Source organism: Amycolatopsis sp. NPDC031561 (assembly GCF_055580625.1).
The window spans coordinates 101005-127709 of sequence record NZ_JBVILA010000017.1 but is presented as its reverse complement, the minus strand read 5'-3'; the positions used below and the strand labels follow the sequence as shown (position 1 = coordinate 127709).

23 protein-coding genes and 1 tRNA gene are annotated in these 26705 nt (G+C 65.7%); 10 read left to right on the top strand and 14 right to left on the bottom strand.

What is annotated here, in order from left to right:
* Window positions 1-119 precede the first annotated feature (119 nt).
* Both ACZ5IK_RS28900 and ACZ5IK_RS28895 read left to right on the top strand, forming a co-directional pair.
* Window positions 120-1010 (top strand): PaaX family transcriptional regulator, encoded by an 891-nt coding sequence (locus ACZ5IK_RS28900; RefSeq protein ID WP_174720409.1) that lies wholly within the window; start codon window positions 120-122, stop codon window positions 1008-1010.
* A gap of 35 nt (window positions 1011-1045) precedes the next feature.
* Window positions 1046-1825, top strand: a complete 780-nt coding sequence (locus ACZ5IK_RS28895; protein ID WP_465490574.1) for an enoyl-CoA hydratase/isomerase family protein — start codon at window positions 1046-1048, stop codon at window positions 1823-1825.
* Between the two features lie 4 nt (window positions 1826-1829).
* Here ACZ5IK_RS28895 and ACZ5IK_RS28890 read toward each other — a convergent pair whose 3' ends face one another.
* The gene (locus tag ACZ5IK_RS28890) at window positions 1830-2738 is read right to left on the bottom strand and encodes a CU044_5270 family protein (RefSeq protein WP_465490573.1); all 909 of its coding nucleotides are present in this window, start codon (window positions 2736-2738) and stop codon (window positions 1830-1832) included.
* Complete coding sequence (locus ACZ5IK_RS28885) at window positions 2731-3333, bottom strand: RNA polymerase sigma factor (RefSeq protein WP_465490572.1); 603 nt, start codon at window positions 3331-3333, stop codon at window positions 2731-2733. The genes ACZ5IK_RS28890 and ACZ5IK_RS28885 overlap by 8 nt, the downstream gene beginning before the upstream one ends.
* 268 nt (window positions 3334-3601) lie before the next feature.
* On the opposite strand from ACZ5IK_RS28885, the gene ACZ5IK_RS28880 reads away from it, so the two are divergent.
* Entirely contained in the window at window positions 3602-5770 is a 2169-nt protein-coding gene (locus ACZ5IK_RS28880) for a glycosyl hydrolase family 18 protein (protein ID WP_465490652.1), read from the top strand.
* A 193-nt stretch (window positions 5771-5963) separates the two neighbouring features.
* Window positions 5964-6512 carry a hypothetical protein gene (locus ACZ5IK_RS28875; RefSeq protein ID WP_465490571.1) on the top strand — a complete coding sequence of 183 codons (549 nt, stop codon included), beginning with the start codon at window positions 5964-5966 and terminating at the stop codon, window positions 6510-6512.
* A gap of 328 nt (window positions 6513-6840) precedes the next feature.
* Here the strand turns inward: ACZ5IK_RS28875 and ACZ5IK_RS28870 are convergent, their stop codons facing one another.
* From ACZ5IK_RS28870 to ACZ5IK_RS28855, 4 genes are all read right to left on the bottom strand, one after another.
* Window positions 6841-7356 (bottom strand): hypothetical protein, encoded by a 516-nt coding sequence (locus tag ACZ5IK_RS28870; protein WP_465490570.1) that lies wholly within the window; start codon window positions 7354-7356, stop codon window positions 6841-6843.
* Between the two features lie 219 nt (window positions 7357-7575).
* Window positions 7576-8229, bottom strand: a complete 654-nt coding sequence (locus tag ACZ5IK_RS28865) for a hypothetical protein (RefSeq protein WP_465490569.1) — start codon at window positions 8227-8229, stop codon at window positions 7576-7578.
* A complete protein-coding gene (locus ACZ5IK_RS28860; protein WP_465490568.1) occupies window positions 8226-9452 on the bottom strand; it encodes a helix-turn-helix domain-containing protein in 1227 nt (408 codons plus the stop codon). The genes ACZ5IK_RS28865 and ACZ5IK_RS28860 overlap by 4 nt, the downstream gene beginning before the upstream one ends.
* Before the next feature lie 255 nt (window positions 9453-9707).
* The gene (locus ACZ5IK_RS28855) at window positions 9708-10067 is read right to left on the bottom strand and encodes a GntR family transcriptional regulator (RefSeq protein ID WP_465490567.1); all 360 of its coding nucleotides are present in this window, start codon (window positions 10065-10067) and stop codon (window positions 9708-9710) included.
* A 183-nt stretch (window positions 10068-10250) separates the two neighbouring features.
* Here ACZ5IK_RS28855 and ACZ5IK_RS28850 point away from each other — a divergent pair, with 183 nt between their 5' ends.
* The 5 genes from ACZ5IK_RS28850 (at window position 10251) to mobF (ending at window position 18731) form a co-directional block, all read left to right on the top strand.
* Complete coding sequence (locus ACZ5IK_RS28850; RefSeq protein WP_465490566.1) at window positions 10251-10490, top strand: helix-turn-helix domain-containing protein; 240 nt, start codon at window positions 10251-10253, stop codon at window positions 10488-10490.
* Between the two features lie 187 nt (window positions 10491-10677).
* Entirely contained in the window at window positions 10678-11859 is a 1182-nt protein-coding gene (locus ACZ5IK_RS28845; protein ID WP_465490565.1) for an RNA polymerase sigma factor, read from the top strand.
* Entirely contained in the window at window positions 11859-13352 is a 1494-nt protein-coding gene (locus ACZ5IK_RS28840) for an RNA polymerase sigma factor (protein ID WP_465490564.1), read from the top strand. The genes ACZ5IK_RS28845 and ACZ5IK_RS28840 overlap by 1 nt, the downstream gene beginning before the upstream one ends.
* Window positions 13349-13624 (top strand): hypothetical protein, encoded by a 276-nt coding sequence (locus ACZ5IK_RS28835; RefSeq protein ID WP_465490563.1) that lies wholly within the window; start codon window positions 13349-13351, stop codon window positions 13622-13624. The genes ACZ5IK_RS28840 and ACZ5IK_RS28835 overlap by 4 nt, the downstream gene beginning before the upstream one ends.
* Window positions 13625-14273: 649 nt before the next feature.
* A complete protein-coding gene (gene mobF / locus ACZ5IK_RS28830) occupies window positions 14274-18731 on the top strand; it encodes a MobF family relaxase (RefSeq protein WP_465490562.1) in 4458 nt (1485 codons plus the stop codon).
* Between the two features lie 7 nt (window positions 18732-18738).
* Here the strand turns inward: mobF and ACZ5IK_RS28825 are convergent, their stop codons facing one another.
* Window positions 18739-19161 carry a hypothetical protein gene (locus ACZ5IK_RS28825; protein ID WP_465490561.1) on the bottom strand — a complete coding sequence of 141 codons (423 nt, stop codon included), beginning with the start codon at window positions 19159-19161 and terminating at the stop codon, window positions 18739-18741.
* Window positions 19162-19560: 399 nt separating this feature from the next.
* Between ACZ5IK_RS28825 and ACZ5IK_RS28820 the strand changes: the two genes are divergently transcribed.
* Entirely contained in the window at window positions 19561-20787 is a 1227-nt protein-coding gene (locus ACZ5IK_RS28820; RefSeq protein ID WP_465490560.1) for a tyrosine-type recombinase/integrase, read from the top strand.
* A gap of 3 nt (window positions 20788-20790) precedes the next feature.
* On the opposite strand, the gene ACZ5IK_RS28815 is transcribed toward ACZ5IK_RS28820, so the two are convergent.
* The 7 genes from ACZ5IK_RS28815 to ACZ5IK_RS28785 all read right to left on the bottom strand — a co-directional run bounded on the left by ACZ5IK_RS28815 (window position 20791) and on the right by ACZ5IK_RS28785 (window position 26702).
* Window positions 20791-21267, bottom strand: coding sequence for a hypothetical protein (locus tag ACZ5IK_RS28815; protein WP_465490559.1), 477 nt, complete (start codon window positions 21265-21267; stop codon window positions 20791-20793).
* Window positions 21264-22565 (bottom strand): AAA family ATPase, encoded by a 1302-nt coding sequence (locus ACZ5IK_RS28810; protein ID WP_465490558.1) that lies wholly within the window; start codon window positions 22563-22565, stop codon window positions 21264-21266. The genes ACZ5IK_RS28815 and ACZ5IK_RS28810 overlap by 4 nt, the downstream gene beginning before the upstream one ends.
* A gap of 263 nt (window positions 22566-22828) precedes the next feature.
* Window positions 22829-22902 (bottom strand) — tRNA-Pro (locus ACZ5IK_RS28805).
* A gap of 139 nt (window positions 22903-23041) precedes the next feature.
* On the bottom strand, window positions 23042-24211 hold the full coding sequence (locus ACZ5IK_RS28800; protein ID WP_465490557.1) for an alginate lyase family protein: 1170 nt from the start codon (window positions 24209-24211) through the stop codon (window positions 23042-23044).
* 122 nt (window positions 24212-24333) lie between these two features.
* Complete coding sequence (locus tag ACZ5IK_RS28795; protein WP_465490556.1) at window positions 24334-25359, bottom strand: lactonase family protein; 1026 nt, start codon at window positions 25357-25359, stop codon at window positions 24334-24336.
* Window positions 25360-25490: 131 nt separating this feature from the next.
* Window positions 25491-25646, bottom strand: a complete 156-nt coding sequence (locus tag ACZ5IK_RS28790; protein WP_465490555.1) for a hypothetical protein — start codon at window positions 25644-25646, stop codon at window positions 25491-25493.
* A 24-nt stretch (window positions 25647-25670) separates the two neighbouring features.
* Window positions 25671-26702 carry a TolB-like translocation protein gene (locus tag ACZ5IK_RS28785; RefSeq protein WP_465490554.1) on the bottom strand — a complete coding sequence of 344 codons (1032 nt, stop codon included), beginning with the start codon at window positions 26700-26702 and terminating at the stop codon, window positions 25671-25673.
* Window positions 26703-26705 lie beyond the last annotated feature (3 nt).

Sequence of the window (26705 nt, the reverse complement as noted above, 5' to 3'; positions counted from 1 at the left end):
TGAACGACTCGTGGTCCCTCGGAAGAGTGGCAAGTATCCAAGCGATCACGGAACGTGGGTAACCTGGTTGTTCTTCTGGACCCGAACGAATCCCCGAGCATTGAGGTCGGTGACAGCAAATGGCGGACTCCGCCACCCCGGTCCCCGTCGTCCACCAGCAGAAAGGCGGTGCCCGAAGGCCGACGATGAGCAGGCGGCGGGAAGTCAGTCATGCCAGCGCGCGGTCGCTGCTGATGACGATCCTCGGCGAGTACGTCCTGCCTCGTGACCAGGCGATCTGGACGTCCACGCTGGTCGAAGCGCTGCGCGTGCTCGACATCGAAGAGAAGTCCGCGCGGCAGGCGCTGGCCCGTTCCTCCGCCGAGGGCTGGGTCGTCTCCGAACGTGTCGGCCGAAGAGTGCGCTGGTCTCTCACCCCACCAGGCAGACGCCTCATGACCGAGGGCGCGGAACGGATCTACGCCTTCGGCAACGAAGAAAAGGCCTGGGACGGCCGCTGGCTGATGTTGATCGTCTCGGTCCCCGAAGCGAAACGGGATCTCCGGCACCGGCTCCGCACCCGCCTGACGTGGGCCGGGTTCGGTTCGCCGGTGGCGGGCGTCTGGGTCAGCCCGGATCTCAGCCGCCAGCGGGAGGCCCAGCAGATCGTGCAGGAACTCGGCCTCGACGCGCAGGCGATGTCGTTCACCGCCGCGTACGGCGACGTCGGCGATCAAGAGACGATGGTCGCGCGGTCCTGGGATCTCAGCGACCTCAAAGACCGTTATGAGGACTTCATCGACCGCTTCACCGGCACCCACCCCTCTGGTGAACACGGCATCCTGCGCGCGCAGACCGAACTCGTCCACGAATGGCGCAGCTTCCCGTTCCTCGATCCCCGTCTTCCGCTGAAACTGCTCCCCGACGGTTGGAGCGGCGTGCGCGCGGCGGACCTTTTCCACCGGCAGCACGTCGAATGGCGACCAGAAGCACAGGCCCAATGGGACGAACTCGCGGACGCCTCCGGCTAGGGTCACGGAAAACGATCTAGCGGAGGGACCCCGTTTTGGCCACCTCGATCCGCCTCGACCGCGAGGACGACGTCGCCGTCCTGACCATCGCTTCGCCGCCGCTGAACCTCTACACCGCGGTACTCCAGCGGGAATTGGGCGAGGCGATCGGCGATCTGGAGGCCACCCCGCCGCGGGCGGCGATCATCCGGGCCGAGGGCAAGATCGTCAGCGGCGGAGTCGACGTCTCCCTGTTCGACGCCCAGTCCACCGCGGCCGAGGCGAAGGTGCTCTTCGACGAGATGCTGGCGATCCCCGACCGGATCGCCGCACTCCCGTTCCCCACCGTGTTCGCCGCCCACGGCCTGTGCCTGACCTGGGCCTTCGAGGTCGCGGTCGCCTGCGACATCATCCTCGCGACCGAGAAGGCCAAGTTCGGGCTCGTCGAACGGGTCGTCGGCCTGACGCCGACCATGGGCGGCACCCAGCGGCTCGCCGCCCGCGCCGGTGTCGGCCGCGCGAAAGAGTTCGTGATGACCGGCGCGACCTACGACGCCACGACCCTCGAACGCTGGAACGTGGTGAACCGCGTGCTCCCGGCGGACGGTTTCGACGAGGCCGTCCGCGCTTTCACGAACGACCTCGCGCAGGGGCCGACCAGGGCGCACGCGGCCACCAAGAAGGTCCTCGAACACTACGAGCACGGCGGCGTCGCCGAGGCGAACGAGCACATCACGACGATCGCCGCCGGGCTCTTCGACACCGAGGACCTGCGCGGCGCGGTGAAGTCGTTCCTCGCCGACGGTCCCGGCAAGGCGAGCTTCACCGGCCGCTGATCCGCTACGGCCGCTGACCGACCGCGTCCACCACACCGGACGCGGTCACGGCGGCCGAATTCGTGCCCAGGTACTGGAAAGTGTCCGCGGCGAAGACGATCACGACCGGTTTCGCCACCTTGGGGTCGTCATGCGGCCCGAGCGGCCAGGTGATGCCGACACCGGGCCTGCCCGCGGCGTCCTTGGTGCGGTCGACGGCACGCAGGCCTGGCACCTTGGCCGCCGCGCCGTACAGGGCCGCCCGGACCGCGGGCGGAAGGTAGCGTTCGTTCGCCAGCGCGAGGACGTCCTTGCCCATCGCCTGGTAGTCGCCCTTTTCACCGCTGTGATCGGCATTGCCGGCATTGAGGTGGGCGAACATCGCGTCCGCGCCGGTGGGGAGATCCACCCGGTAGCCGGGCCGTGGCGTGCACGGCTCGGTGACACCCTTGAGCGGCTCCTCGCCCTTGTACACCTGCGCCTGCCCGTTCCGGCAGCCCGGAAGCGGGAAGGAACTTCCGTCCGCCATCTTGATCATCCCGTCGCGGGTGCCGTCCGCCGAAATCCACGATTCCCGCTCACCGTCGGGCTGCTTGGTCTTCGTGTAGACGAACTGGTCCGGTTTCGGCGGTGTGTCCGGTGTCTTCAGTGCGGCCGCGGCGGCACTGCGCAGCACGGCCTCGGGGTCCGCCGTGGCCGCGGGCGGTTCCAGGCCGGCCGGGGTGAGCGCTACGACGGCGGTGATGGCCGCGGCCAGCCCCGCCGCCCCCACTCCGGTCCAGACCCAGCGCCGTCGTTTCTTCAGCGGCACCACGTTTTCCGTCTCGGCGGCGGCGATCTCGTCCATCAACCGCGCACGGGCCGCGGCCAGCGCGGCGGATTCCGCGAGGGGCACCGATCCGGTCCGCTCGGCGATCAGCTTCAGCTCATCCATGATTGGCGATCTCCTTCGAAGTCGTGTTGTCCGGGCGCCCCAGTGCTTCCCGGACCTTCCGGCGGGCACGATTGAGCCGCGAGCGGACGGTGCCGAGCGGGATGTCCAGCGCGGCGGCCACTTCCTCGTAGCTCAGGCCTTCCGCCGCGAACAGCGTGAGCGTGTCCCGGTCTCCGTCCGCGAGCTCCGCCAGCGCGGAGTCCAGCAGTTTCCCCATCGCCCCGGCCGTCACCTGATCCGCGACACGCTCGGCGTGCCCTTCCTCCTCGGGCGGCGGCCCGAGAGCTGCCCGAAGCTTCAGCTCCTTGACCTCGTCACGACGCCGCTGCGCCACGAGGTTCGTCGCGATCCCGTAGAGCCAAGGCCGGGCCTCGCGACGCTCGGTGTCGTACCCCTCGCGTTTGCGGAACGCCACCAGGAACGTCTCCCCCAGCGCGTCCTCCGCGGCGGCCGGGCCGACGCGTCTGACCAGGTAGCGGTGGAGGTGCGCGGCATGCCGGTCGAAGATCGCGGAGAACCACTCAGGCGCGGTCACCGACCTCGCGATCAGCTCCGCGTCGTCCAAATCCCCCGGATCCGCCCCAGATGTGCTCATGAACCGCCCTTCGTCGTCCGTCAGTGTCACTTGTTGTCCGCATCCGGGGCCGAACAGGTTCACGACCGACGAATCGGTCTAGACCTTTTATGCAAGCCGCGCTACATTCATCTGTGGTCTAGACCACACGCGCCATTTTCAGAGCAGGTCAGTCTCGCCGCCTCTTTTGGAGAGAACCGCCATGAGACGCACCAGAAAACGACTACTCAGCGCACTCACCGTGACACTCCTCGCTGCCGGGCTCCTCGTGGCCGCGGGTACTCCGGCGATGGCGGCGGGCCGCCTCCGCGCCGCCTTCACCTTGACCGGGACCACCGGTGAGTACACCGTCACGAACCCCAGCAGCGAAACCGTCGCCGACTGGTCCATCACCTTCACCCTCCCCGCCGGCGTGACCGCCACGAGCGGTTCCAACGCCACGGTTTCCCAATCGGGCAACCAGGTCACCCTCGTCCCGGCGTACTACATCAAATCCCTCGCGCCGGGCCGTTCGACCTACCCGTACAGCCCGTCCTTCCGGCTCAGCACGGCGGTCAACCCGACCACGTGCCGGATCGACGACGCCAACTGTGACGGTTCGGGCGACGCCCCGCCGTCGACCCCGGCCAACCTGCGCCTCGTGGCCAAGACGACCACGACCGCCGCGCTGGCCTGGAACGCGGCGGCACCGGGTTCGCTGCCCGTCACCGGCTACGACGTCTACCAGGGCACCACGCTGGCGGCGTCGGTCACCGGCACCGAAGCACGGATCACCGGGCTGACGCCGAACACGGCCTACAGCTTCACCGTCGTCGCCAAGGACCGGAAGGACGCCAAGTCCCCGCCCACCCCGGCGCTCGCGGTGACCACCAACAACCCGGGCGACGACACCCAGGCGCCGACAGCGCCGTCGAACCTCCGCTCGACCGCGGTCACGTCGAGCTCGGTCTCCCTGGCGTGGAACGCGTCCACCGACAACACCGGCGTCGTCTCCTACGACGTCTACCGCGGCGCGGACCTCGTCACCACGGTGGCCGGGACGACCGCGACGGTGAGCGGGCTTTCACCGTCCACTTCGTACTCTTTCACGGTCAAAGCCCGTGACGGGTACGACAACGTCTCCGCGGCGAGCGCCGCCGTCAGCGCTCGCACCGGCGACATCGTGAACGGGTACGCCCGGGTCGGCTACTTCGTCCAGTGGGGTATCTACGGCCGCCAGTTCTTCGTCAAGAACCTGGTGACCAACGGATCCGCGAGCAAGCTGACGCATCTGCTGTACGCGTTCGGCAACATCGACCCGGTCAACCACACCTGCCTTTCGGGTGTCACCAAGGGAACGACGTCCAATCCCCAGGACCCGAACCAGGGTGACGGCGCGGGCGACGCGGAAGCCGACTACTCACGGCCGATGTCCGCCGCCCAGTCCGTCGACGGCGTCGGCGACACCGGCTGGGAAACGTTGCGCGGCAACTTCAACCAGCTCAAGAAGCTCAAGGTCAAGAACCCGAATCTGAAGATTCTCATCTCCTTGGGCGGCTGGACCTACTCGAAGTACTTCTCCGACGTCGCGGCCACCGCCGCGTCACGGCAGAAGTTCGTCGCGTCGTGCATCGACACCTACCTGAAGGGGAACATCAAGGCGTACGGCGGGGCCGGCGGGCCGGGAACGGCCGCGGGCATCTTCGACGGCATCGACATCGACTGGGAGTGGCCGGGCAGTCCGGACGGGCATCCCGGAAACCACTGGAGCGCCAACGACAAGACGAATCTGACGGCCCTGCTGGCCGAGTTCCGCACGCAGATGGACGCCTACGGCGCCACCACCGGCAAGCGGTACGAACTGCAGGCGTTCACCCCCGCCGACCCGGCGAAGGTGAGCGGTGGCTGGGAGATCCCGAAGATCTTCGACTACCTCGACGTCGCCAACGTGCAGGGCTACGACTTCCACGGCTCGGGCAGCGACAACTCGTGGGAGCCGAACCGCACCGGCCATCAGGGGAACCTCTACGCCGACGCGGACGACCCGTACAACTTCAAGTTCAGTGTGGAGTCGGCGATCAACGCCTACACCAACGCCGGGGCCAATCCACGGAAACTGACCCTCGGGCTCGCCTTCTACGGGCGAGGATGGCAAGGGGTCGCGGACGGCGGCAAGAAGGGCGAATGGCAGAGCGCGACCGGAGCCGCGCCGGGCCAGTTCCCCGAGGAAGCAGGTACTCGTGGCTACGCGAATCTCTTGGCCAGCGTCCCGAACTGCACCGTCCAGCACGACACCGCGGCCGTGGCCACGGCGTGTTATACGGGCAACGGCGGGCAATGGTGGACCTTCGACGACGCCTGGTCCATCCAGCAGAAGGTCGCCTGGCTCAAGACCAGAGGACTGCTCGGAGTCATGGCATGGGAGATGTCGGGTGACACCGGATCCCTCATGACCACAGTGGACAACTCGCTGAAGTAAAGGTTCCCGGGGTGCCGGTGTTCGTCACCGGCACCCCGGGCTCCTAGATCGAGTCCTTGGTCGCCGCATACGCGGGCCTCCCTGGCGACCCGATCAGGGCCACCGCGGCGAGCTGAGACCATTTATGTCGCACGGCCGTGGTGCGCAGCGCAAAAGGGCCCACACGGTGCTTTCTTGAGCGTATTCTCTCCTCGTGGAGGAGTTCCCGGATCCGTCTGGTCCGCCTTACCGCTACGAGTACCCGCTACCCGAGCAGGTCAAGGCCGAGCATCGGCGCGCCGAGCAGCACTTCGGGCGGAAGCTCGATTACTGGAGGAGCCTCCAGACGGCTCCTGCCCAGATATGTGTGTTACTCGCCGGAGCATGGGTGGCCACTGAGGACGATTACCTGTCGGGGTCGGCGCTGGTCATCTCGCTGGTCGTCTGTGGCGTGTTGCAGCTGGCCCTGGGCTACCGGATCATGGTGTTGTCCAGCGCGAAGGACAAGCACTTGAACCTGCTGAAGGCCTATGGTGTTCTGGCCCCTGGCACCGAAAGAGCGGCGCTGGTCGCGGAGTCCAAGGACTTCGACAGGATGCACGAGGTACTCGGCAAACCGCTTTCCCCCGAAGAGGCGGCACCTCAGCCGACACCGCGAAAACCCGACCAGAGCCTCTACGGCGAGACGCCCGTGAACGGGAATCCGTACAGCGGGGTGATCCGGCTCAGCCCGCCTCGGCCGCGTCGCGAACTCGATCAATAAGAAAAGCTCCGAACGCGGACCGTGAAGTCGTGCGCAATGCCCGCCCTGCCCCGACAGGAGCCATCCAAGATCAACTTCACGACTGACCTTGATCACGAAGAAGGCCCGTGAGCAGTGGTTATGCTGCTCACGGGCCTTGCGTCTTCCGGTCGGGCTGACAGGATTCGAACCTGCGACCCCTTGACCCCCAGGACTTAGCGGTATGCGTGACCTGCGAAAACAGTGACACCTGCGGTCAAGTAAAGCTGCTCAACTTGCAGGTTTCGCCCTCATCGCCGTGGCACTGGTCCACAAGTGGTCCACGCGCACCGACGTCGCAGAGGGCGAACTATCTCATCCGCAAGCGTTGCGGCGCGGTCACTGTTTTGCCGGTTCCGAGGCCGACCCGGCCACGGAGGTGGAGAGGGCCTTCGATCTTGAACGCCCTCGCCGACGTGTCGACGAGTTCTTCAACCGCCGCCAGTTCGACGGCCCAAGTCTCCTCGGTTCCTGGTTCCATGCGGTGAGGCAGTGATGGTCCGATCGACGTAGCGACTGGACGGCTGCTGACTCCTTTCGGTTCGAGCTTGACCGACCATTCAGTGACCGTGACAGGCAAGCGGCCGACGTTGCGGACCTGGACCACAATGACAGGGTGGAGGTAACCCTGCTCGGCCTGGTGAACACTCAAGGCCTGCCGCCAGTCCGCTACCGCCGCGTGAACGAGGCCGCTCCCGTTCTGGTGCATAGCGCCGACTCGCAGTTCGACCTTGACGCGTCCCCCTGTCAGGAACCATGTGGACGTCTGCCAGCCGAGCGACAGGGCTGACAACACGAGGGCGACGATCGAAACCGCAGTCTGCATGACCGGCGACTCTAAACTGCCCCTGTCGAGATGCCAGAGGGGAGCCGCCGACGCCGAAGGTCAAGCGGCAGGACTGCACATCGATACGAGAGGATGCGACACGTGGAGGAACTAGTGTTGACCGAGGGCCGCCGAAACGAGTTGCTAGTGCTGCTGGACAACGACAGCCGGCTGCCATGACGAGCGGGCCGCATTTTCCGTTGCGGTCAGGTGGTTATTTCACGACTGGCCGTTTTTACTGCGATTTGCGGCGAAACCTCGTGCTAACTCCACGAGCAGATGCCCCGTCGCTTCCGCAAGCTCGACCAGCCATGCACACGCGTACAGGGCTTCGACATCACCTTTAAATCGTGCCGCCGTGGTCCAGGCAAACTGCTTGTCATTGATCATGCGGAACGATGCAAAAATCGACGCTGAAGCCGGATGGGCATATTCGCTCAGTTGGCCATAAATGTGCTTGAAGTTGGCGAACCTTTTGGACGCATGGTTTGTGATCTTACCAATTCCGACCTGTGGGCCCCGCCAAAAGTTGCTGATCTTACTGGGGTGCTCTTTGAGGTAGAAGATTGCTGCCGCAGTCTCTGCGTAGGCACGAAGTAAGGTGAACGTCGCGTGCGGGTCGCCCGCTTCGATTTCCCTCAAGATGGCGTTATGTAGATTCGTTGCGCGTGCGGCGAGTCCGGCGAAGATCATGTGCAGGGGCGTAAATTCGGTAGTATTGCCCAAGATGGAACGCACTGCGTCGGTAACATGCTTCCGGGCTTCACGGGCTCGGGCCAGTCCAGATTGTAGATCGTTGATCCCGAGCAGATTGAGCCCGTGAAGTGCGGCGTCAGTTGAGCCTGCGGCCGGCGTTGACTCTGGTGTGGTCAACGCTGAATCTCGCGAAGTTCGGCGACGAAATCGGCGGCCAGGGTTTCGCGTGGGTAACGTTCCTGAAGGACGTTAGTGAGGTCGCGTGACACCATCGTTAGTGACGGTAGTGATCGTCGACCGTTGGACAGTGCGCGGCGTCCGTGCGCTACTGCACCGTCGAGATCGCCCTCGCGTGCCGCCGTCACGCCGAGCGTAATCTGAGCCTCTGCGATCCGCATCGGCCAGCGGTCGTGATCCTGGAAACCTGAGCTTACTCGGATCACCTCCTCTGACAGTTCCTTCGCGAGGCGGTCCTCGCCGACATGCCGAAAGCAATCCATCACATAAAAGTCATATTTCGAGGGGTCGACGACGAAGTGGTTATCGATGTTCGACGGGTACTCAAGCTTGTCGAGCGCCACGCGTCCACGATCCAATGTGGACTTCATCTCGTCGGCCATTCCCATGCGCGCGTAGGCTTTCGCCTGTTGTGCGATCAGCTGTACTGACACGCTGTGGGTTCCGGCGACCTGTTCGCCGGCTTGTCCAGCAGCAAGGACACCTCTGAAGTCGCCTGCGGTAAGGGAGAACCAGGCAGTCATCTCGTGTGCCCACCCCATGATTCCGGAGCTGCCGACCTCTTTGCCGAGACTGAGGGCCGCTTGTCGGGTGCCCTCGGCAGCTCGACGGTCGCCGAGGTCGTACTCAAGGCAGCCCACCAGCAGCGCGAGCCAACCGGCAAGCTCAAGGGTGTCGCGTCGTTGTCGGAAGTTCAACCGCTGCTCCTGCATTTCCACAAGTCGGCGCAACCATTGTCGTCCCTCGGTGATCAGCTCGAATGGGGGTTGACGCGCGTACTCGGAGCACAGTCGGTCAACGGTAATTCGAACTGCTTGCAGAGTCGAGTCGTTCACGTCTGAGGCTTGAAGTCGGCTAACGATTTCAAGTGTGTCCATTCCCGTCGCGCTGAGCAGTTCTGCTGCGTCGCTGCGGGGCACCTCAGGTGGGAAGAGGGCCTTTGTTGCCGTGTTCAAAGTGGCAGCGATGAGGGGTGCGTAGTGGCCGCCAGGCTTGTTCTCGCCAAGCTCCCAGGCTTTCCAGCGACGCAGCAGGTTGTCGTGATCGGGAAGTCCTCTGTCCGAGTGTCGGCGCATCTGCTCGACAGCCTCGGCCTGCGACCAGCCCCGCGCCTCCCGCATGCTGCGAATCCGTCGAGCCCAGTTCGGCTGACCGTCGCCCATGCTCTACCTCCCCGGCCTAATCGGCACCCGACGTCTCCAGTGTGTCACTTCTTCGGGGATGTCAGCAGTGATGCGGTGGTGATGTTCGCGTATCACCACATCACCCGACTGTCACTATTGGTGACACTGTCGTGCGCTCTGCGTAGTTGAGACCTTGGTGACATGGACATCCGCGACACCAGCGCAACGACGTCAGTCTGCAAAAAGGGGCACCCGCCCATCGGCGGCGACATGTATCGGCGTGCTCCGCCTCCTTCAATCTCGCTCTTCGAGCTTGGCTTCGATTGCTGCAAGTCGGCTTGCGATCTCCTTCAGGGATTGCATGACTTCCGGCCAGTAATCGACGTCCTGGGTGTCACTGCCGAGCGTTGTTACGTCGAGATCAGCGCGCACAGTCGAGCCGGTCCCGTGACGCGTCGTGATCACGCCTTGCTCTCGGAGGCGGCCGATTGCGCTTTGCACTGTGCCAACGGCAACGCCGTGCTCCTCTGCCAGGGCCTTGTAGCTCGGCAACGCATCGCCCGGCGCGTACTGACCGCTACGGATCGCCTTGATCAATGACTCGGCGACTTGCAGGTAGGGCGGACCGGGTCGATTCACATCGGGTTGTCCCATGTTGCAGACAGTACAGCCAGGTCGCCTAAGTCTGTCGGTTTGCTAGATATATTGACTCTCTTGACTGAGCTAGCTAACGTCGCTGTTGTTGCAGGCCTTGCCGCAACTGCTGCTGAACAGCAAGACGCCCCGGCCAGTGCTGGAACACCGACCGGGGCTTGCACCGGAACTTTGGGAGAAACGATGCAGGTTGAGCTTACCCGGTCGTACCGGGTTCGAGAGGTCGCCGATGGCCTGGCGGTGTCGGCGGCCACGATTTATCGGGCAGTGGAGACGGGCGCGCTGCGTGCGCGCCGGGTCGGCACTGGGAAGGGTGCGGTTCGGATTCCGGGTGACGCACTCGAGATCTACCTCGCCACGTGCGAGTTGGCCGCGGTGACGCAGGCGCCGGGCTTGGAGGACGCAGCCGAGGACGTGGCCTGATGCGCGGGCGCGGAAACGGCACAGAGGCCAGGTGGTTCGCCGACACAGCTGCGCGGCCGGTCGAGTGCCTGGAGTTTGTTGTCGCGTGGCTGACGGCTGTGGTCGAGGAGGCCAGGGACTGGCTCGGCGAGCGAGGGTGCACGACTGACCGCGTCGGCGACTCGGGGTATGAGAGTCGGTGGTCGCGGTGATCACCACGACCGTTGAGCGTGGGTACGCGCCGGGCTTGGGTGGTCTCAGTGAGGCCGAGGCGCGGGGGTTGATGGCCCGTGCGGCGTCGGGAGACCGGGCCGCGTGGGGCGCGTTGTATCAGCACGGGCGCGTGGCGGTGACCAAGTATCTGGCTAGCCGGATCTCGGATCGGGCCGTTGTGGACGATCTCGTGCACGACGCGTTCCTGCGGTTGCCGGAGAGGGCGAAGGAGGCCGGGCCGGACGACGCCAGCGGGGTCGGTTCGTGGCTGTGCGGCCTCGCCTCGTATGCGCTGACAGCAGATGGGCAGCGGCGGTGGCGGGACAACGCCGCGGTGGACGAGACGATCCGTGTTTCCCGGCTGGAACCGGCGGAGTCGGCGGACGAGCGCGAGTCACAGCCGTTGTCGGCTCGGGTGGCTGCGGCGCTGGAGAAGTTGACGCCGACGCAGCGGCAGAGTGTGGAGCTGCGGTATCTCGACGGCTTGTCCAGTGATGGCGCCGCGAGCGCGGCGGGGGTCAGTGCCGAGACGATCGCCAATCGCTGCCACCGCGCCCGTGCGCAGCTGCGGACCGAACTTGCCGACCTGGAACCTGCGGCGCGGTCGTGGGTCGCGGAGTTGAGCAAGAAGGACGCGGTGTACGAGGCGTTCGGTGCGGTCGGCGAGGACGACGTGCCGAAGGTGGCGGCGTGGCTGCGCAAGCACGGCGTGCAGGTGTCGCCGAGCCACATCCGCAACGTTCGCAGTGGCATGTTCGGGCCGCCGCCCGCCGGGGTCGCGGCCGAAGCGGTCCGGCCGGCGCGGCCCAAGCGACCGACGAAGATGGACCAGGTACGCGATGCGGCCCGACGGTTCCGCGAGACGCACGGCGAGCTGCCGACCATCGAGCAGCTGACTCTGGAGACCGGGGTCTTGCGTCGGTACGCGCGAGCCGCGCTTGACACCGTCCGCGCCGACGGTGACTCGTCCGCCGATGGCTCAGCGAATGAGTTGCTGGCCAAGCAAGTGCGCCGTTCCGGGGACGCGGTGCGCGAGGCGGAAGCCGCCATGGAACGCGCGAACGGCAGCGCGGTGGACGAGGACGGGGAGCTGACTGAGCGGCTGGCGCGCTGGCATGCCGAGGACCGCGCCGCCGAGGACACGGCGGCCCAGACTCAGCTCACGGACGCGGCCTGATGTCGACCACGTCAACAGCTCGCGGGCCTGCCGCTGGGTTCGGGGAGCTGACCGAGGACGAAGCGGCAGCGCTGGTGGCCAGGCTCCGAACCGGAGAAGCGGACGCGCTCGGGGACCTGTATCGGCATGGCCGGGAGCGGGTCCGCCGGTATCTGGCGGGCCGGATGGCCGAGCAGGCTGATGTCGAGGACGTGGTGCAGGAGACGTTCCTGCGGGCGCCAGAGATGGCGGCGGACTTCGACCCGGACACGACCGAGGTGGGGGCGTGGCTGTGCGGGCGGGTGGCCCGTTGGGCGTTGATCGATCACAGCCGCAAGGAGCGGTTCGGGCAGCTGTCGGCCGCCGAGGCCGCTGCGGACGTCGCACGCATCACACCCACTCGTGACGACACAGGTGTGGTGGCGGCCGAGCGCGAGGCCACGCCGTTGTCGCCGCGGATGGTGTCCGCGCTGGCGGGGCTGACGCGGTCGCAGCGGCGCGGAATGCAGCTGCGGTTCCTGGACGAGCTGGACCCAGCCCAGGCCGCCGAGGTCGCGGGGACGAGCGCGGCGGCGATCGTGACGGCGTGCTCGACCGCTCGTAAGCGGCTGCGGACCGAACTCGCCGACCTGGTCGAGGAGCCGCCCGTGGCGCCTGAGCTGGCCGGGTTGAGCAAGGCGGACGCGGTGCGCGCAGCGCTGCGCGAGACCGGAGAACACGTGCCCGAGGCGCTGGCGTGGCTGGCCGAGCGGGGTGTCGCTGTCGACTCCTCGTACGCCTACGGAGTCCGCAACGGCCACAAGACAACAGCGAAGGCAGACAAGGGGCCGTGGCCGCAGCGGAAGCGGGACGCGGCACGCGCGGCCTTGCGGAAGTACGTGGCCGAACACGGGGACCTGCCGACCGCGGCCCGGTTGGCGGAGCTGGCGGGGGTGTCCGCCGGGACGACCGCGACCGTGCTGGCCGAGATGCGCGACCAGGCCGAGCGGACGGTCGAGGAGCACGACGACAGGCCCGAGGCGGCCGTCGACATTCCGGCGCAGCGAGCGTCGATGGAGGGTGACGTGAACCGGGCGGCAGTGGCCGAGCAGGCCGAGGCGACGAGCAAGCCCATGCTATCGACGGGCACGGACGCTGTTCAGGTCGAGGACGACGGGTTGGTGTGCGTGCCGTGTCCGTCGTGTGTCGGGGTGCCGGGTCGTAAGCCGTGGTCGGCACCGGGCACGGCGTGCGGGATGTGTCTGGGCGAGGGCGAGCTGCGGATCGGGATGGACCCGGACGAGCACCCGGGCATGGATCGGGACACGGCCCGCAAAGTCAGCGAGAAGGTGGCCGCGTCGGTGCGGGCGTCGGGTGACGCGGTGCGCGAGGCGGAAGCGGCCATGGAACGCGCGAACGGCGGCGCGGTGGACGAGGACGGCGACCAGGCCGAACGGCTGGCGCGGTGGCAGGCCGAGGACCGTGCCGACGATGACGCCCAGGACTCCGGGCACGGACTGGAGATGGCGTCATGACGACCGAACAGACGCCCAGCGCCGAGGCTGCCCGCCCAGCCGTGCCCGGCCCGGAAATCAGTGAGGACGTGTCGGCGGGCTGCGGGTGCGCGGAGGTGGCGCAGCTGCGCGGCGAGGTTCGCGCGCTGCGGGTGGTGGCCGAGGCGGTGCCGGATCTGTTCGAGCAAGTCGAGCAGCTGGCCGTGATCGTGGCGCACCTCGCGCAGCGCGCCGGTTTGCCGGTCCCCACCGCACCGATGGACGTGCCGAGCGCCGAAGGGGAGCGTCGATGAACAGGTACGTGTTGTCCACTGCGGACGTTCAGTCGGAGACCGTCCAGTCGTCCACAACGGCACGCGTCCAGTCCTCAGGTGTACAGCCTGTTCGGTTGAACGCGTCCAATGCGGTGGTGACGGCTGGACGTCCGACCGTCGCGGCCTCGTTTGTCCAGTCTCCGCAGCAGCCCAGGCGACCTTTGGCGGTGGCGGCGCGCAGTCGCTCGACCACAGCGCCTAAGGCTTGGGACCTCTTCACAACAGCTACTGCCTTGTCTGCCGACCTGTCTCCGTCGCGAACAGCCCTCAACGCGCCTCAAAGCGTCCTCAGCCACCTCGCCATCGACTCAGACCCCTGGAACACCCAAGCGCCTTTCATTGCCAGCCAAAGCCCTACAACCACTCACCCTCAAAACCACCACCACCACCAGCAACCAGAACTCAGCACCCCAACAGCACCCACCACCGAAGAACCATCAAGCAAGCCACCAACTCAGACCAAGACACCCATCAGCACCTCACCTCAGAAGACAACCCAAGAACCAAGAACGAAGGCACACCTTTGCATCACGATCCGATGGGCCGCTGCGCCCTGGCGGGCGCGCGGAAAAGCAGCCGCCGTTGTTGATCTTCGACTGTCGCTAAATGATCTTGGGGAGGGGTGCTGATGCTGTCGATCGGCAACGGCTACTCGGTGAAGTACCTGACGGACGAGGTCGCGAAGGGCCGGGAGAATTACTACACGGACGCGGTGGCGGCCGGTGAACCTCCGGGCCGCTGGTACGGCGGCGGCGCCGACAAACTCGGCCTCACCGGGTTCGTCGACGAGCAGGACATGCGCGCGGTCTACGAGCAGTTCGTCGACCCGCGCGACGAGGCGTTCAAAGATCCAGCGCGGTGGGCGGAGGCGTCCACTCTCGGCCACACGGGCCGGAAGTATCCAACGGAGGACGAGTTGTACGCGGCAGCGTTGGACAAGGAGCCGCACGCGACTCCTGAACGCCGCGAGGAGTTGCGACTGGAGGCAAGCAAGTCCGCGCGGCAGAACGTGGCCTTTTTGGACGCCACGTTCAGCGTCCAGAAGTCAGTGACGGTGCTGCACACCGCGTTCGAGGCGCAGCAGGTTCGCGCTGAACGGACGGCTGAACGACTGTCGGATACGCTCGCCGCCGCCACGGCGTCGGGCACGAGCCCGGACGAGTTGGCGGAACTCGCACGACAGCGGGAGGATGCGACGGCCGCCGCACAGTCGTGGCGGGCGCACCGCGACGCGGTGGAGGATGCGATCTGGGCCGGGAACCGCGCGAGCCTGGACTATCTGTCTGAACACGCCGGGTATTCCCGGGTCGGACATCATGGTGGCGCGGCTGGGCGGTACATCGACGCGCACGACTTGGTGGTGGCGTCGTTCTTTCAGCACGACTCGCGCGACCACGATCCGCAGTTGCACATCCACAACGCGATTCTCAACCGCGTGCAGGGCAGCGACGGCGAGTGGCGCACCCTCGATGGGCGTGCCCTGTACGCGTATCGCGGTGCGGCTGCGGCGGTCGGCGAGCGCACGATGGAGGAACACCTGTCGCGAGCGTTGGGGGTGCGGTTCGCTTCCCGGCCGGATGGCAAGTCCCGCGAGGTTGTCGGGATCGACCAGCCGGTGATGGATCTGTTCTCCTCGCGCCGTCGTGCGATCACGAAGAAGACCGCGAGTCTGGTTGAGGCGTTCGAGGTCAAGTTCGGGCGTGAGCCGAACTCGCTGGAGCTGAACAGGTTGCAGCAGCAGGCGACGTTCGCCACTCGTAAGGCCAAATCGCATGACGGGGAAACGACGGAGGAACGTCTGGAGCGCTGGGATCGGCAGCTGCGCGCCGAGGTCGCCGACGGGCTGGCCGGCGTGGCCCGGCAGGTCCTCGACCTCGACCACGGTCCGCGCGACGCTACAGCGTGGTCTCCGGAGGATGTGCTGAAGACCGCGCTGGCCGAGGTGCAGTCGAAGAAGTCCGGGTGGAACGCGCCGGACCTGACTCGCTCGATCAGCAACGCCTTGCCTGACCATCTCGGCGAACTCGACGGCGCCCAGGTGGCCCAACTGCTCGACACTCTGACCGCCGAGGGGCTGAAGCTGGCGACTCCGCTGGCGACCGACCGGCCCGGAACGGCGGTGCTGCCGGATTCCCTGAAGCTCGCCAACGGCGAGTCGGTGTACGAAGCACCGGGCCGCAAGCTCTACGCGACACCGGAACACGTCCACACTGAACGGGCCCTGGTGGCCGCGACCGCTCGTGGCGGGGCTCCGGCGCTGGACGTGTCCGGAGTGGACAGGTTCGTGACCGCGCTGGCCGACGCGGGCGTGGTGCTTGGAGCGGACCAGGCCGCCGCGGTGCGCGGCGTGCTGACCTCCGGCGCGGCGGTCGAGTCGCTGGTCGGACCGGCCGGGACCGGGAAGTCCTTTGTCGTCGGCGCGCTGGCGAAAGCGTGGCAGGACAACGAACTCTGGGACGGGCAGTCCCGCCGCGTGGTCGGCTTGGCGTCCAGCCAGGTCGCCACCGACGTCCTCGCCGCCGAAGGGCTCACGGCGCGGAACATCGCGCGGTGGCTGACCGCGCAAGAGCGCCTCGAAGGCGGCAGCACGCACCCGGAGCACGAGGCGTGGCGACTGGCCGCCAGGGACCTGGTAGTGGTGGACGAGTCGGCGATGGCCGACACCGCCTCACTGGCGAAGATCCACCACCACGTCGAGCGGGCCGGGGCGAAACTCCTGCTGACCGGCGACCACCACCAGCTCGCGGCGGTCGGCGCCGGGGGCGGCATGGAACTCATGGCCGACGCGGGCGCGGCGTACGAACTCACCGACGTCCGCCGGTTCGCCGCCGAGTGGGAGCAGGCCGCGTCGTTGCGGCTGCGGGACGGTGACGATTCTGCCCTGGAGGACTACCACAAGAACGGACGCCTGATCGACTCCGGCACCCGCGAACAGGCCGAAACCGCAGCCGGGAAAGCGTGGCTCGCCGACACTGTGGCGGGGAAGCACTCGATTCTGATCGTGGACACCAACGAGCAGGCCGCGCACCTGTGCGCGGAGCTGCGCAACGAACTCGTGCGACTGGGCAAGGTCGAAGAGTCCGGGGTGCCGCTGGGGCAGCAGGGCACCTGGGCCGGAGTCGGGGACCTCGTCCAGGCTCGCAAGAACGGGTGGAACCTGGTCGGGTTCGAGGGCAACGGGGAAGCTCCGGTGAACCGCAAGCAGTACCGGGTGCTGGACACCCGCGAGGACGGCGGCCTGGTCGTGGCCCGCGTGCTGGGCCGTGAGGACGGCGTCGGTGAGGTGCTGGGTCAGCGGATCACGCTGCCCGGCTCCTATGTGGACGAGCACGTGACACTCGGCTACGCCTCGACCGTCCACAGCGCCCAGGGGCTCACGGTCGACACCAGCCACGCCGTGGTGAGCGAGTCGACCGGACAGGAAGCCCTCTACGTCGGCCTGACCCGAGGCAGGCACGGCAACACCGCGCACGTGGCCACGGTCGCCGTGCCGAAGGACGCGCCCGACGGCGCGGCAGCGGACGCCGTCCGCCGAACGCCTGCTGCGGTGCTGGCGAAAGCGTTCGAGGGCACCGGCCCGCAGCGCTCCGCGTTGCAGGAGGCCACCGAGGCCGCCGCCGCAAACGAGGCGATCAGCACCCCGGCCGAGCTTCTGGCCGACGCTACCGAGATGGCCACCGCCGGACGCACCGCGCGCTGGCTGGACGACCTCGTCGCCAAGGGGAAGCTCACCGGCACCGAAAGGGCGAGGATCGCGGCCGAGGACGGCGGGCCGACGCTCGCGCGGCTGCTGCGCCGCGCCGAGCTCGCCGGTCATGACCCGCGGCAGGTCCTGGACGACGCGGTCACGGCGCGGGACTTCGCTGGAGCGCGGGAACTGTCCAATGTGCTCCACGGACGGATCGAGAAGGCCGTACGCCTCGACCCTTCCGGCGACTCCTACGCCGACTGGCTCCCGAAGGTGGACGACCCGCAGATCGCCGCCTACCTGCGGGACCTCGCCAACACCGCCGACGGCCGCCGCAACGAGCTGGGCCGCCAGCTGGCCGAGAACCCGCAACAGTGGGCACTCGAAGCGTTCGGGCCCGTACCCGAGCACACCGAGGCCCGCGCCGAATGGGTGCAACGAGCCGCAGTCGTCGCCGCACACCGCGAACTGACCGGACACGACGACGCGACGACACCGCTCGGCCGCGCACCGCAGGCCGGACAACCCGAGGCCTACGCGTCGTGGCGGGCCGCGTGGCGCGCACTCGGCCAGCCCGAATCCAGTCTGGCAGAACAGGAGATGACCGACGGCCGCCTGCTCATGCGCGTGCGCGCGTGGGAACGAGAAGAACCGTGGGGCCCGGACTTCGTCGGCAACGAACTCGCGGGAACCCACCAGGCCCGCGACACCCGCCGCCGGGACGCGACCATGCGCCGCGCCGAAGCCGACGCTGCCACCGACGAGACGGAACGGCAGCGGCTGTTGCAGGAGGCAGTTGAGGCCGATGCCCTGGCTGACACCCTCGATCGCCGAGCGGCCGAGCTGGGAGCTGCGGACGAGGCACGCGGGCTGTGGCTCGCCCACACCGCCGAAACCCGCGCCGCCGCCGACCGCGCCCGACAGGAACTGTCGAAACGAGCAGTCGGCACAGAACCGGCAGAGCTGGTCACCGCCGACGAATGGCTCGACGTCCACAACCAGCACACCGAAGAGGAGGACGCCTACCGCGACGTCACCGACGAACACGACCTCACCGATGTCACGAAACAGCGCGCCGACGACCTCGCCACCGTCACGGAACAGGCGGCCGAGGAGACCGTCCATTCCGCAGAAACGGCTGTGGCAGACGTACGAGAAGTGGCAACCGGGGAACCCGCCGTCAAGCACTCGACGGAAACCCGAGTGCCCTCAGCAGCCGAGACCGCCGAGAAGATCGACCACGCCCAGCGAGCACTGCGCGAGGTCCAGGCCCGCGAAGCCGCCGACGCCCGCCGCGCCGCCGAGGAAGCCCAAGTCGCGGAAATGCACCGCCGCAACACCCTCGACGCGACCGAAGCCGCTGCCAGCGTCGACGACGACGCGGAGGTGGCCTGGTGAACTGGCTTCAACCCCGGCTGGATACCGGTTCGGGAACCGCGATCGGCGGTTCTCCCGACCGGTGCCACGCCCACGCGAACGTCTCGTGCACCGCCAACAGCCAGCCCGGCTGCGCGGCCAGCCAGGCCGGCTCCGGATCCCGGCCGAGCAGCTTCGCCGCGGCCAGCACCTCGGCCTCGATCGTCTCGGCGTACGCGGTGCCGAACCGGCCTGTCACCGGCGCGTCCGCCAGGTACGTCCGGCCGGTTGAAGAACGCACGGTGGCCCGAGCCAGCCACCGGCAGGTCTGCGCGATCCCGAAGTACCGCCAGCTGGTCGGCTCGGCGTCCAGCGCCCGCTCGGCCGTCAGCCACAGCCGAGCGAACTCGACCACGGGGACGTTCAGGTTTCTGGGAGGAATCCGGTCGAAATCCTGTCCCGTCAGCTCCATACCCACGATGGTGACACCGCCCACCGACAAGAACCGCCACCAAACAGGCGGAACCCGGACCGCGCAGACGACCAGCTTCGCGGCGACAGAAGAAAAGACATGTCTTCGCCGGACGGGCAGGTCTCCGGGATGGGCGGGAAACCATGATCGGTTACGTCCGTGCGTGCCTGTCGTCCATCCCATCGACCTCCACAAGGGCTATCAAGCCTGTCAAGGGGGCACACCGCACACACGCCCACCACCGCAGGAAAGCGCCCCCTTGACAGACTTGATCGGGCTCACGCCAGGTCGACGGGATGGACGAAGAGGCCCCCACTTGAGGGTGGCAAAGGAAAAGCGGCCTGTCGGCCGTAAAGAACCCGGCACGTCCGGGGATGAATCAGCACCAGGAGCGCCCGGATGAACATCGAGAAGAGCCAGAGCAACGAGATCAGTCAGCCGATTGGCATCGAACTCGCTGTCGACGTCGAAGAACTGGAAGACCGAGCGAAACCGTTCCGGGCACGCGTTCGTTGGACGGATCCGGTCACGAAGAGGCGCCGTTCACTGTCGCGATCGCAAGCGTCCCGCGAAGAGGCCGAGGGTTGGTGCGACGAGATGCGCAAGCTCGCCGCCGGCGGCCTCAACCCAGATGTCGCTACGATGCCGCTCGGTTCGTACGGCGATCTAAATCTTTCCCTCGCGCTAAGAGGGCTGGCCGCAAAGACGACTGACCCATACTTGGCGGGCTGGCGTAAACGTGTGAAGCCCACACTCGGCCACATCCCCGTCAAGATGGTGACATATGGCGCGGTCGATCGCGCGGCAATGAGCTGGATTGCGGATGGATGCACCAAATCAGTGATCAAGAACAGTTTGGCAATGCTAGTCCGAGTCATGGAACAAGCGTTTCGCGATGGACTCGTCGACAGGAACCCGGCCAGGATTACCGGCTGGCAACGCGAGTTTCGGCTGGCCGAGGACGAACTCGACGATCCGCGGTCGCTTGCCCTTCCGGATTGGGAGACATTGGACCGCCTTGCGTGTGCACTTGTGGCGCGTGCGGCTGACAACTTCGCAGGCTGGGGCAATGTTGTGAAGTTCAAAGCGTGCACTGCTGCACGAATCGGTGAAGTCTCTGGCATCCGGGCCTGCGATATCGACCGTGATAGCTGGATCTGGACCGTACGTCGGCAGACGACACCCGGCCCAGGTGGGTTGCTGAACACCTCCACGAAAGGCCGCCGGGCACGCAAAGTGCCACTGATCGAAGAGATCCGTCCATTGGTCGTCAGCCGCCTTGACGCCGTTGGCCCTGACCCAATGGCCCGATTATTCGTGGGACCGCGCGGTGGGTGTGTGACCACGGCGATTCTTCGAGACGCCACTCACTGGGACGAGGTGGTTACCAAACTGGGATACGAGCACCTTCGGCGCCATGACCTCCGACACACCGGGCTTACCTGGCTAGCTGACTCAGGGGTTCCGGTCCATGTCCTCCGATTAATTGCGGGTCATGGTTCACTTAGTACGACCCAGCGATATCTTCACCCAAGTTTGACATTGATCCAGGATGCAGGAGATCTGCTGAGTGCACACCTTTCCGCGCCGAAGCCGGACCGTCATCCGCGTCTTCGAGCAATCTAAAAGCTACAATGCTTCAAGTATGACAAGAAGATCGTGGGGTGAAATAATCTCGACACCACAAATCTTCTGCACCTGATCGCGACGGTTGGCGTCAAGGTGTTTCTTCTCTGTTGTTGCAAATAGCCCGGATGTCTTATGGGTGACGTGCAGGAAGCTAAGGTCGGCTGGATCGAACTGTATTCTATGGAGTCGATCGAGAGTGCGCTTGGATAACTTTTCCGACCTATAGGATATTTGATTGTATTTTTGTGCACACTTCACTATCATTTGGGCTAGGTCTTTCCCCTTGAGATTTCTTGAATACTGACCGAGTATATCTCGGTCGGTATCGACCAAAAGTTCACACAGGCCTTGACGCAAAGTTCTTATTAAGTGGTGGGTAAGTTCTACTCCAGCGTAAGCCGTCTCGCCGTGAAAGTAGGACTCGTCTTGAAGTCTGGCAAGTAGGCAGGTGTCGACAGCGACGAGGACAGGGTTCATTTGCTGTCCTTGGCTGCCGCCTTCGCAATCGCAATCGTGTCGAGCCAGTCCTCTTCAAAGAAATCTTCGGGGAACGCTGTTAGGTCGAGTTGACCACGCTTGTTTACCTCTGCGACGCAGACTTTACCCTCGTTTACAACAAGGGCCTGAACATCATTGTGCGATAATTTCCCATTTGCGACGCGCTTTCGAAGGCGCAGTAACATGCTTTCGCTGTGACTTTCGATAAGCAAATTTACGCGATTGGCGTTGGCGAGATCAATCATTGCGTCGAGCAGGGCCCCTTGTGTTTCAGGGTGAAGATGTAGTTCGGGCTGCTCTATCATGACCAGGCTATTTGGGCCAGCGGTTGCGATCCTGGCTAGAATGGGAAGCACCTGCGATACGCCAAATCCGACGTCCGCAAGACTGTCGCGACGACCGGTCTGAAGATCTTGAATTGAAATTCCCGAGTATCCAGGCGCGAGTTCGTTGATGTCGATGCTGCGCGCCATCTTCATTTGTCGTAGCGCCTTGCTTACGGCATTTATTGCGCCGCGTTCACCGGAGAGCATGCTTAGAACTGTTTTTGTGCTTTCGTCGGAGTGGCCGATCTGGTCAGTCCTATATGCCCTTTCGGGCATGTCGCGAAGAGGGCCTACGTGATGTACATTCTCAAGCGCCATATTTATGGCTTGCGTCAGGAAGACGATTTCGTACACCCGCATGCGGTCTTGCCGATCATCGGGAGAGAGTAGATCAAATTCAAGTCGCCGGAATGTTCCGAAAGTCAGCTCGGATCCAATTTTCATAGACCTTGATACGTCCAGATGCGGGATGTCGAGCTGAACCTTTCCGGGTCCAAGGCGTCGCATGGACACGATGGGGCTGCCGCTCGCTGAGTGGATGCCAATCTCAGAAAACTGCACATGCCTGTAGGTCTTATTCCAGTGCAGAATCATTCCCACGACCACATCGCCGGAAATGAATTGATTGCTTCGCGGGCCGAGGTAGGTGGTTAAATAGCTGTCGACGTTGAATCCGAGTGACAGGATGATATCTTTGGACGTGAGCGAATCGGTTACCGATTCAGAAAATGAACCGAAGTCCACGTGAGGACCTGTCAGGGCGTTATTTATTCCACGAGACGAACTTGCTTCCAATAGTTGGCGAAACAGGAGGATCGATCGCAGGAGTGTGGTTTTTCCTGAGCTGTTCTTTCCGAAGACGAAGTTGTAGGGCCGCAAGCTGATGTCTCCAGTGTCCGTAAACCGGCGAAGGTTACAGACTCTCAGGCTCAAAACCGGGATCGAGCTCATTGCTACCTTGCTTCCTTGTGGCGGCGCTACGTGCTGCCAGCCTACTACTGGCGATGATCTGTCCGCTGGCATGAACTAGCACCCGCGTCGCGCCGCTGTGAGTGGTCGATGGGTCTGACTGACAGCACAGCGCGAGAGCCGCCTGTGGTCCACAGATGGTCCACAGATGGGGCCCCAGATAGCCCACCTAGGACAACTAGTTAGGATGCGAAAAAGCCGCTTGGCTTGGGTTTTTAACCCAAGCCAAGCGGCTCTTCTGTCCGTCGGGCTGACAGGATTCGAACCTGCGACCCCTTGACCCCCAGTCAAGTGCGCTACCAAACTGCGCCACAGCCCGGACCCGCACTCCGTGGAGTGCGATATGAGTACTTTAGCGGGTCCCGAACAGGGCCTTGCAACCAGGGGTCACTGTGTGTCTGAGCTGGGAAAACGGACCGTGAGGGCCACCCTGCCGCAATCGGGCGGCCCTCACGGAGTCACTGTGGGTTGTCGGCGTGCGTGAGGGTCTGCCAGGAGACGAACAGGCTGTTGGTGCCCGCCGGGCGCTGGCGGAGGGTGAGAGCCTCGGTGTTGCTCATGGTGTGCCCGAGGCGCGTGTGGAGGTGGTTGTAGCCGATCTCGGTGATCGGGCCGAGGCCGAGCTTCAGGCTGCCGCCACAGAGCCACGACGGGACGGCGGCGCCCATCTGGTACTTCGCGTGGAAGCCGAGACCTTCGCGGAGGCGGTCGGCGATCTCGGGATAGAGGTCCTGGCCTTGGATGCGGCTGGTCTCGGCGAAGTTCGCGATGGCGGCGAGGCCGTAGCCGGTATGGGTGAAGTCGCGGCAGGTCTCCTGCGAGAGGCCGTTGACGAACGTCGTCTGGCCTTGCCAGTACTTAACGATCTTGTCGCGGGTGTCCAGGCCGCTGCCGGGCGCGGTCTTCGGGAGCGCGCCGTCGCCGGTCAGGTAGAGGTAGGCGGGGACGCGGGTGCGGAACTTCGCGACGGCCTTGTCATAGCTCGCCTTGTCGTCGAGGAACACCGAGATGCCGATCGCGGCCTCGGTCATGCTGAGTTCCCAGTTTCCGTTGCTGTGACTGCCGTTGATCACCTCGGGCAAGTACACGTTCCGGAGCATGGTGCCGAAGCGGCCGGAATTCGGCCAGCTGGTGTAGGTGTGCTTGATGATCTCCGCCGCGCGTGGCCACGAGGAGGCCGACCACGCCGATTGCAGGGGCGCGTTGCTGTTCGTGTGGTCCTTCAAGACCGCGGACCAGGCATCCATGATCTCGATCGCCTTCGTCGCGTATTTCGCGTCGCGCGTGATGTACCAGGCGAGGGAAAGGGAATACGACGCGATCGCGTCTTGCCGTTCATCGGTGCAACCGAGATTCGGATTCGAATAGGGGCCACATTCGACGACGGCGCGCGGTTTCGGTGACCGGGACAATGAGGCGTACGAGCTCGACATCATCGCGTCGTAGGCCTGTTTCCACGGTTGTGCGCCGACTTGGACCTTGGCGCGCACGAAGTCCAGCTGCGGGCGGCTGACCAGTACGCCTGGGTGGGTGAACGTGGCCGGTGCTGCTTGCACAGGGGCGCTGAGCAGGCCCAGCGCCAACGGGAAGAGCGTGGTCAGGGCGAGCAGTTTCCTCGGTAGGGACATGGTTCTCCTCGGACGGGTGTGAGCCAGGTCACCGGCGGCGTGCGATTCAGTGTCATGGTCTGAACCAGTTGCGTCAAGACCTTAATTCGCCCTCAAAAGAAAGGAGGTCCCGCTGACCGGAATCAGTGCCGCCAAGGGCCGACGAATGCCGGGCTCCCGATCGGATAGCTGCCGATCAAGCGCCAGGTCGCGAGTTCGTAGGCCTGGACCACGTTCTCACTCTGCGAAGCAACATAACAATGCTCGCCGACGACGGAGAAATGCCGCGGCCATTCGCCTGTCCCGTGATCGGCGACGGCCTTCGGGAGGACGCCGTCGAAAGCGAACTCCGTGATCGTTTCGGGGCCCCGGTTCGACAGGAAGAGCCGATCGCCGTGCAGGACGAGCTGCCCTGGGAGGTTCTCGCCGCCGGGCGCGAGCGTCGCGGGAGTCGAGTTCTCCACGGAGAACGTGCCTGGCGGCTCTTCGCGCACTGTCACCAGCGAAGCGGCCAGTTCGCCGACGACGTACGCGTGGCTCGTGCCCGGGCGCCGGACCAGCTGCCGGGGTCCGGTCCCGGCGGGCAGCGTCGACACCGCGACGGGGATCAGTTCGCCTTCCTCGCCGAGGCGGTAGCTGCGGATCTCGTCGGTGCCCAGGTCGACCGCGCTGACCAGCGTCCCGGTCTCGTCGACCACTGCCATGTGCACGTGTGCGGCCTCCTGCCGCTCCGCGTTGGGCCCGGTGCCTTCGTGCTGGACCAGTGCTGTGCGCACGGCGGGAACCCCGTCAGGCCCCAGCGCGAACGCGGCCAGGCTGCCACCGCTGTAGTTCGCGCACACCAGGTACCGGCCATCGGGAGTGATCCCCAGGTGGCACGGATCGGCCCCGCCGGTCGGGAGCGAGTTCAGGGCTTCAAGGGTGCCGTCCTCGCCGACCGCCACGGCGGTGATCGCGCCTTCGGCCGTTTCGTTCACGGCGTAGAGCACCGGCAGCGTCGGATGCGGGGTCAGCCAGCTCGGCGAGTCCAGTTCGAGCGAGCCCGCCGGGGTCAGTCGCCCGGTCCGCCCGTCGCGCCAGAAGGTGTCGATGCCTTCGCCGTCGCCGTCGCTCGCGGCGGTGTAGGAGCCGACGATGAGCAGTGTCCGGTCGTCGTTCGCAGGAGTCACTAGGCACACTGTGCAGCAACCCGCGGTCGAGGTGAATCCCTTTTGACCACATCCTGTGCGATCGTTTCGAGAGAGGCGTCCGTCGCCCACCTCCCCTGTGCCAGCCCGGACAGCGGCCCGGCAATTCCGGACTACAGGTCGAACTCCCCCGGCGCGAGGCTGCGTGCCAGGCAAAGCTCGTTTCCTTCCGGGTCGGCCATGACATAGCCCAGTACGCCGCACCAGAAATCCGCCAATCGCCGCGGATCCACGCTGTCGATGGCCACCCGTTCGAACCGACTCGTCATGCACAATGCCTTTCCATGTCGGAGCTACCGAGCGCCAACGGTGACCGACGGCGACGAAGCCAAGGGAACCAGCAGCCGCGCCCCGCCGGTGCCGTCGGCGGGCACAGACCAGATGTCGCTTTCCTTGCCGTTCCCCCGCGGCAGGCTGTAGGCGATCGTGTCCTTGTCGAGCCAGACCACCTGGTCGTCCACGCTGCGCGTCTCCGCGAGCGGGGTCTCCCGCATCGTGGCCAGGTCCAGCACGTGTTCCCGCCAAGGCCGGGCATCGCCGTCCGCCACGCGCTTCTTGAACGCGAGTTTCGTGCCGTCCGGCGACAGCGACGGGCATTCCGCGTTCTCCCGCAGGGTGCGCGCCTTCCATGCCTCGTTGTCGCCCTGCACCAGGAATGTCCGCCCGCCGGTCGCGACCGTGGCGAAGAACGTCCGCTCGTCGGGGGCGAAGGTGACACCCCAGTAGTTGACGTCCTCGCCGCGGTGCTGCTCGTCCCCGATCCGCAGCGGGATGCCCTCGATGTTGCTCGACAGCTCGTTGCGCTCGCGGTCCATGATGGCCGTCCGGGTCGAGAAGGTGCCGGGTTTCGAGTAGGAGTCACCGGTGACGAAGGTGGTCCAGCTGCCCATCCGGCCGCCGGGCGAGAGCTTGGCGCGGTTGGGGATCCCAGGGACGTCCACCCGCTTGACCTCGCCGAGCGCGGAGTCGACGAACCGGGCGACCGCGCCGGCCATCGGCGTGGGTTCTTTCGCCAGGCACAGGCCGCCGTCCGCCGCGGTGTAGAACCGCTCGCAAGCGAGCGAACTGATTCGTCGCGGGCTCCCTGGTTCGAAGACGGGGACCGAGGCGACATTGCCGTATCCCGGCCCCGGAGCACCGTTGCGGAACAGCAGCCTCCCTGTCTCCCCCAGCGAAACGGGTTGTGCGGAATCCACCTCGATCGCCACGTCGGCCGTCTGCCGCTCAGGGCTGTTCACCTTGGCCTGCACCACGTACACCACCGAGGCGGCGGCGAGTGCGACGACACCCGCCACTGCCACGACGAACTTCACCGGAAGCTTCACGCC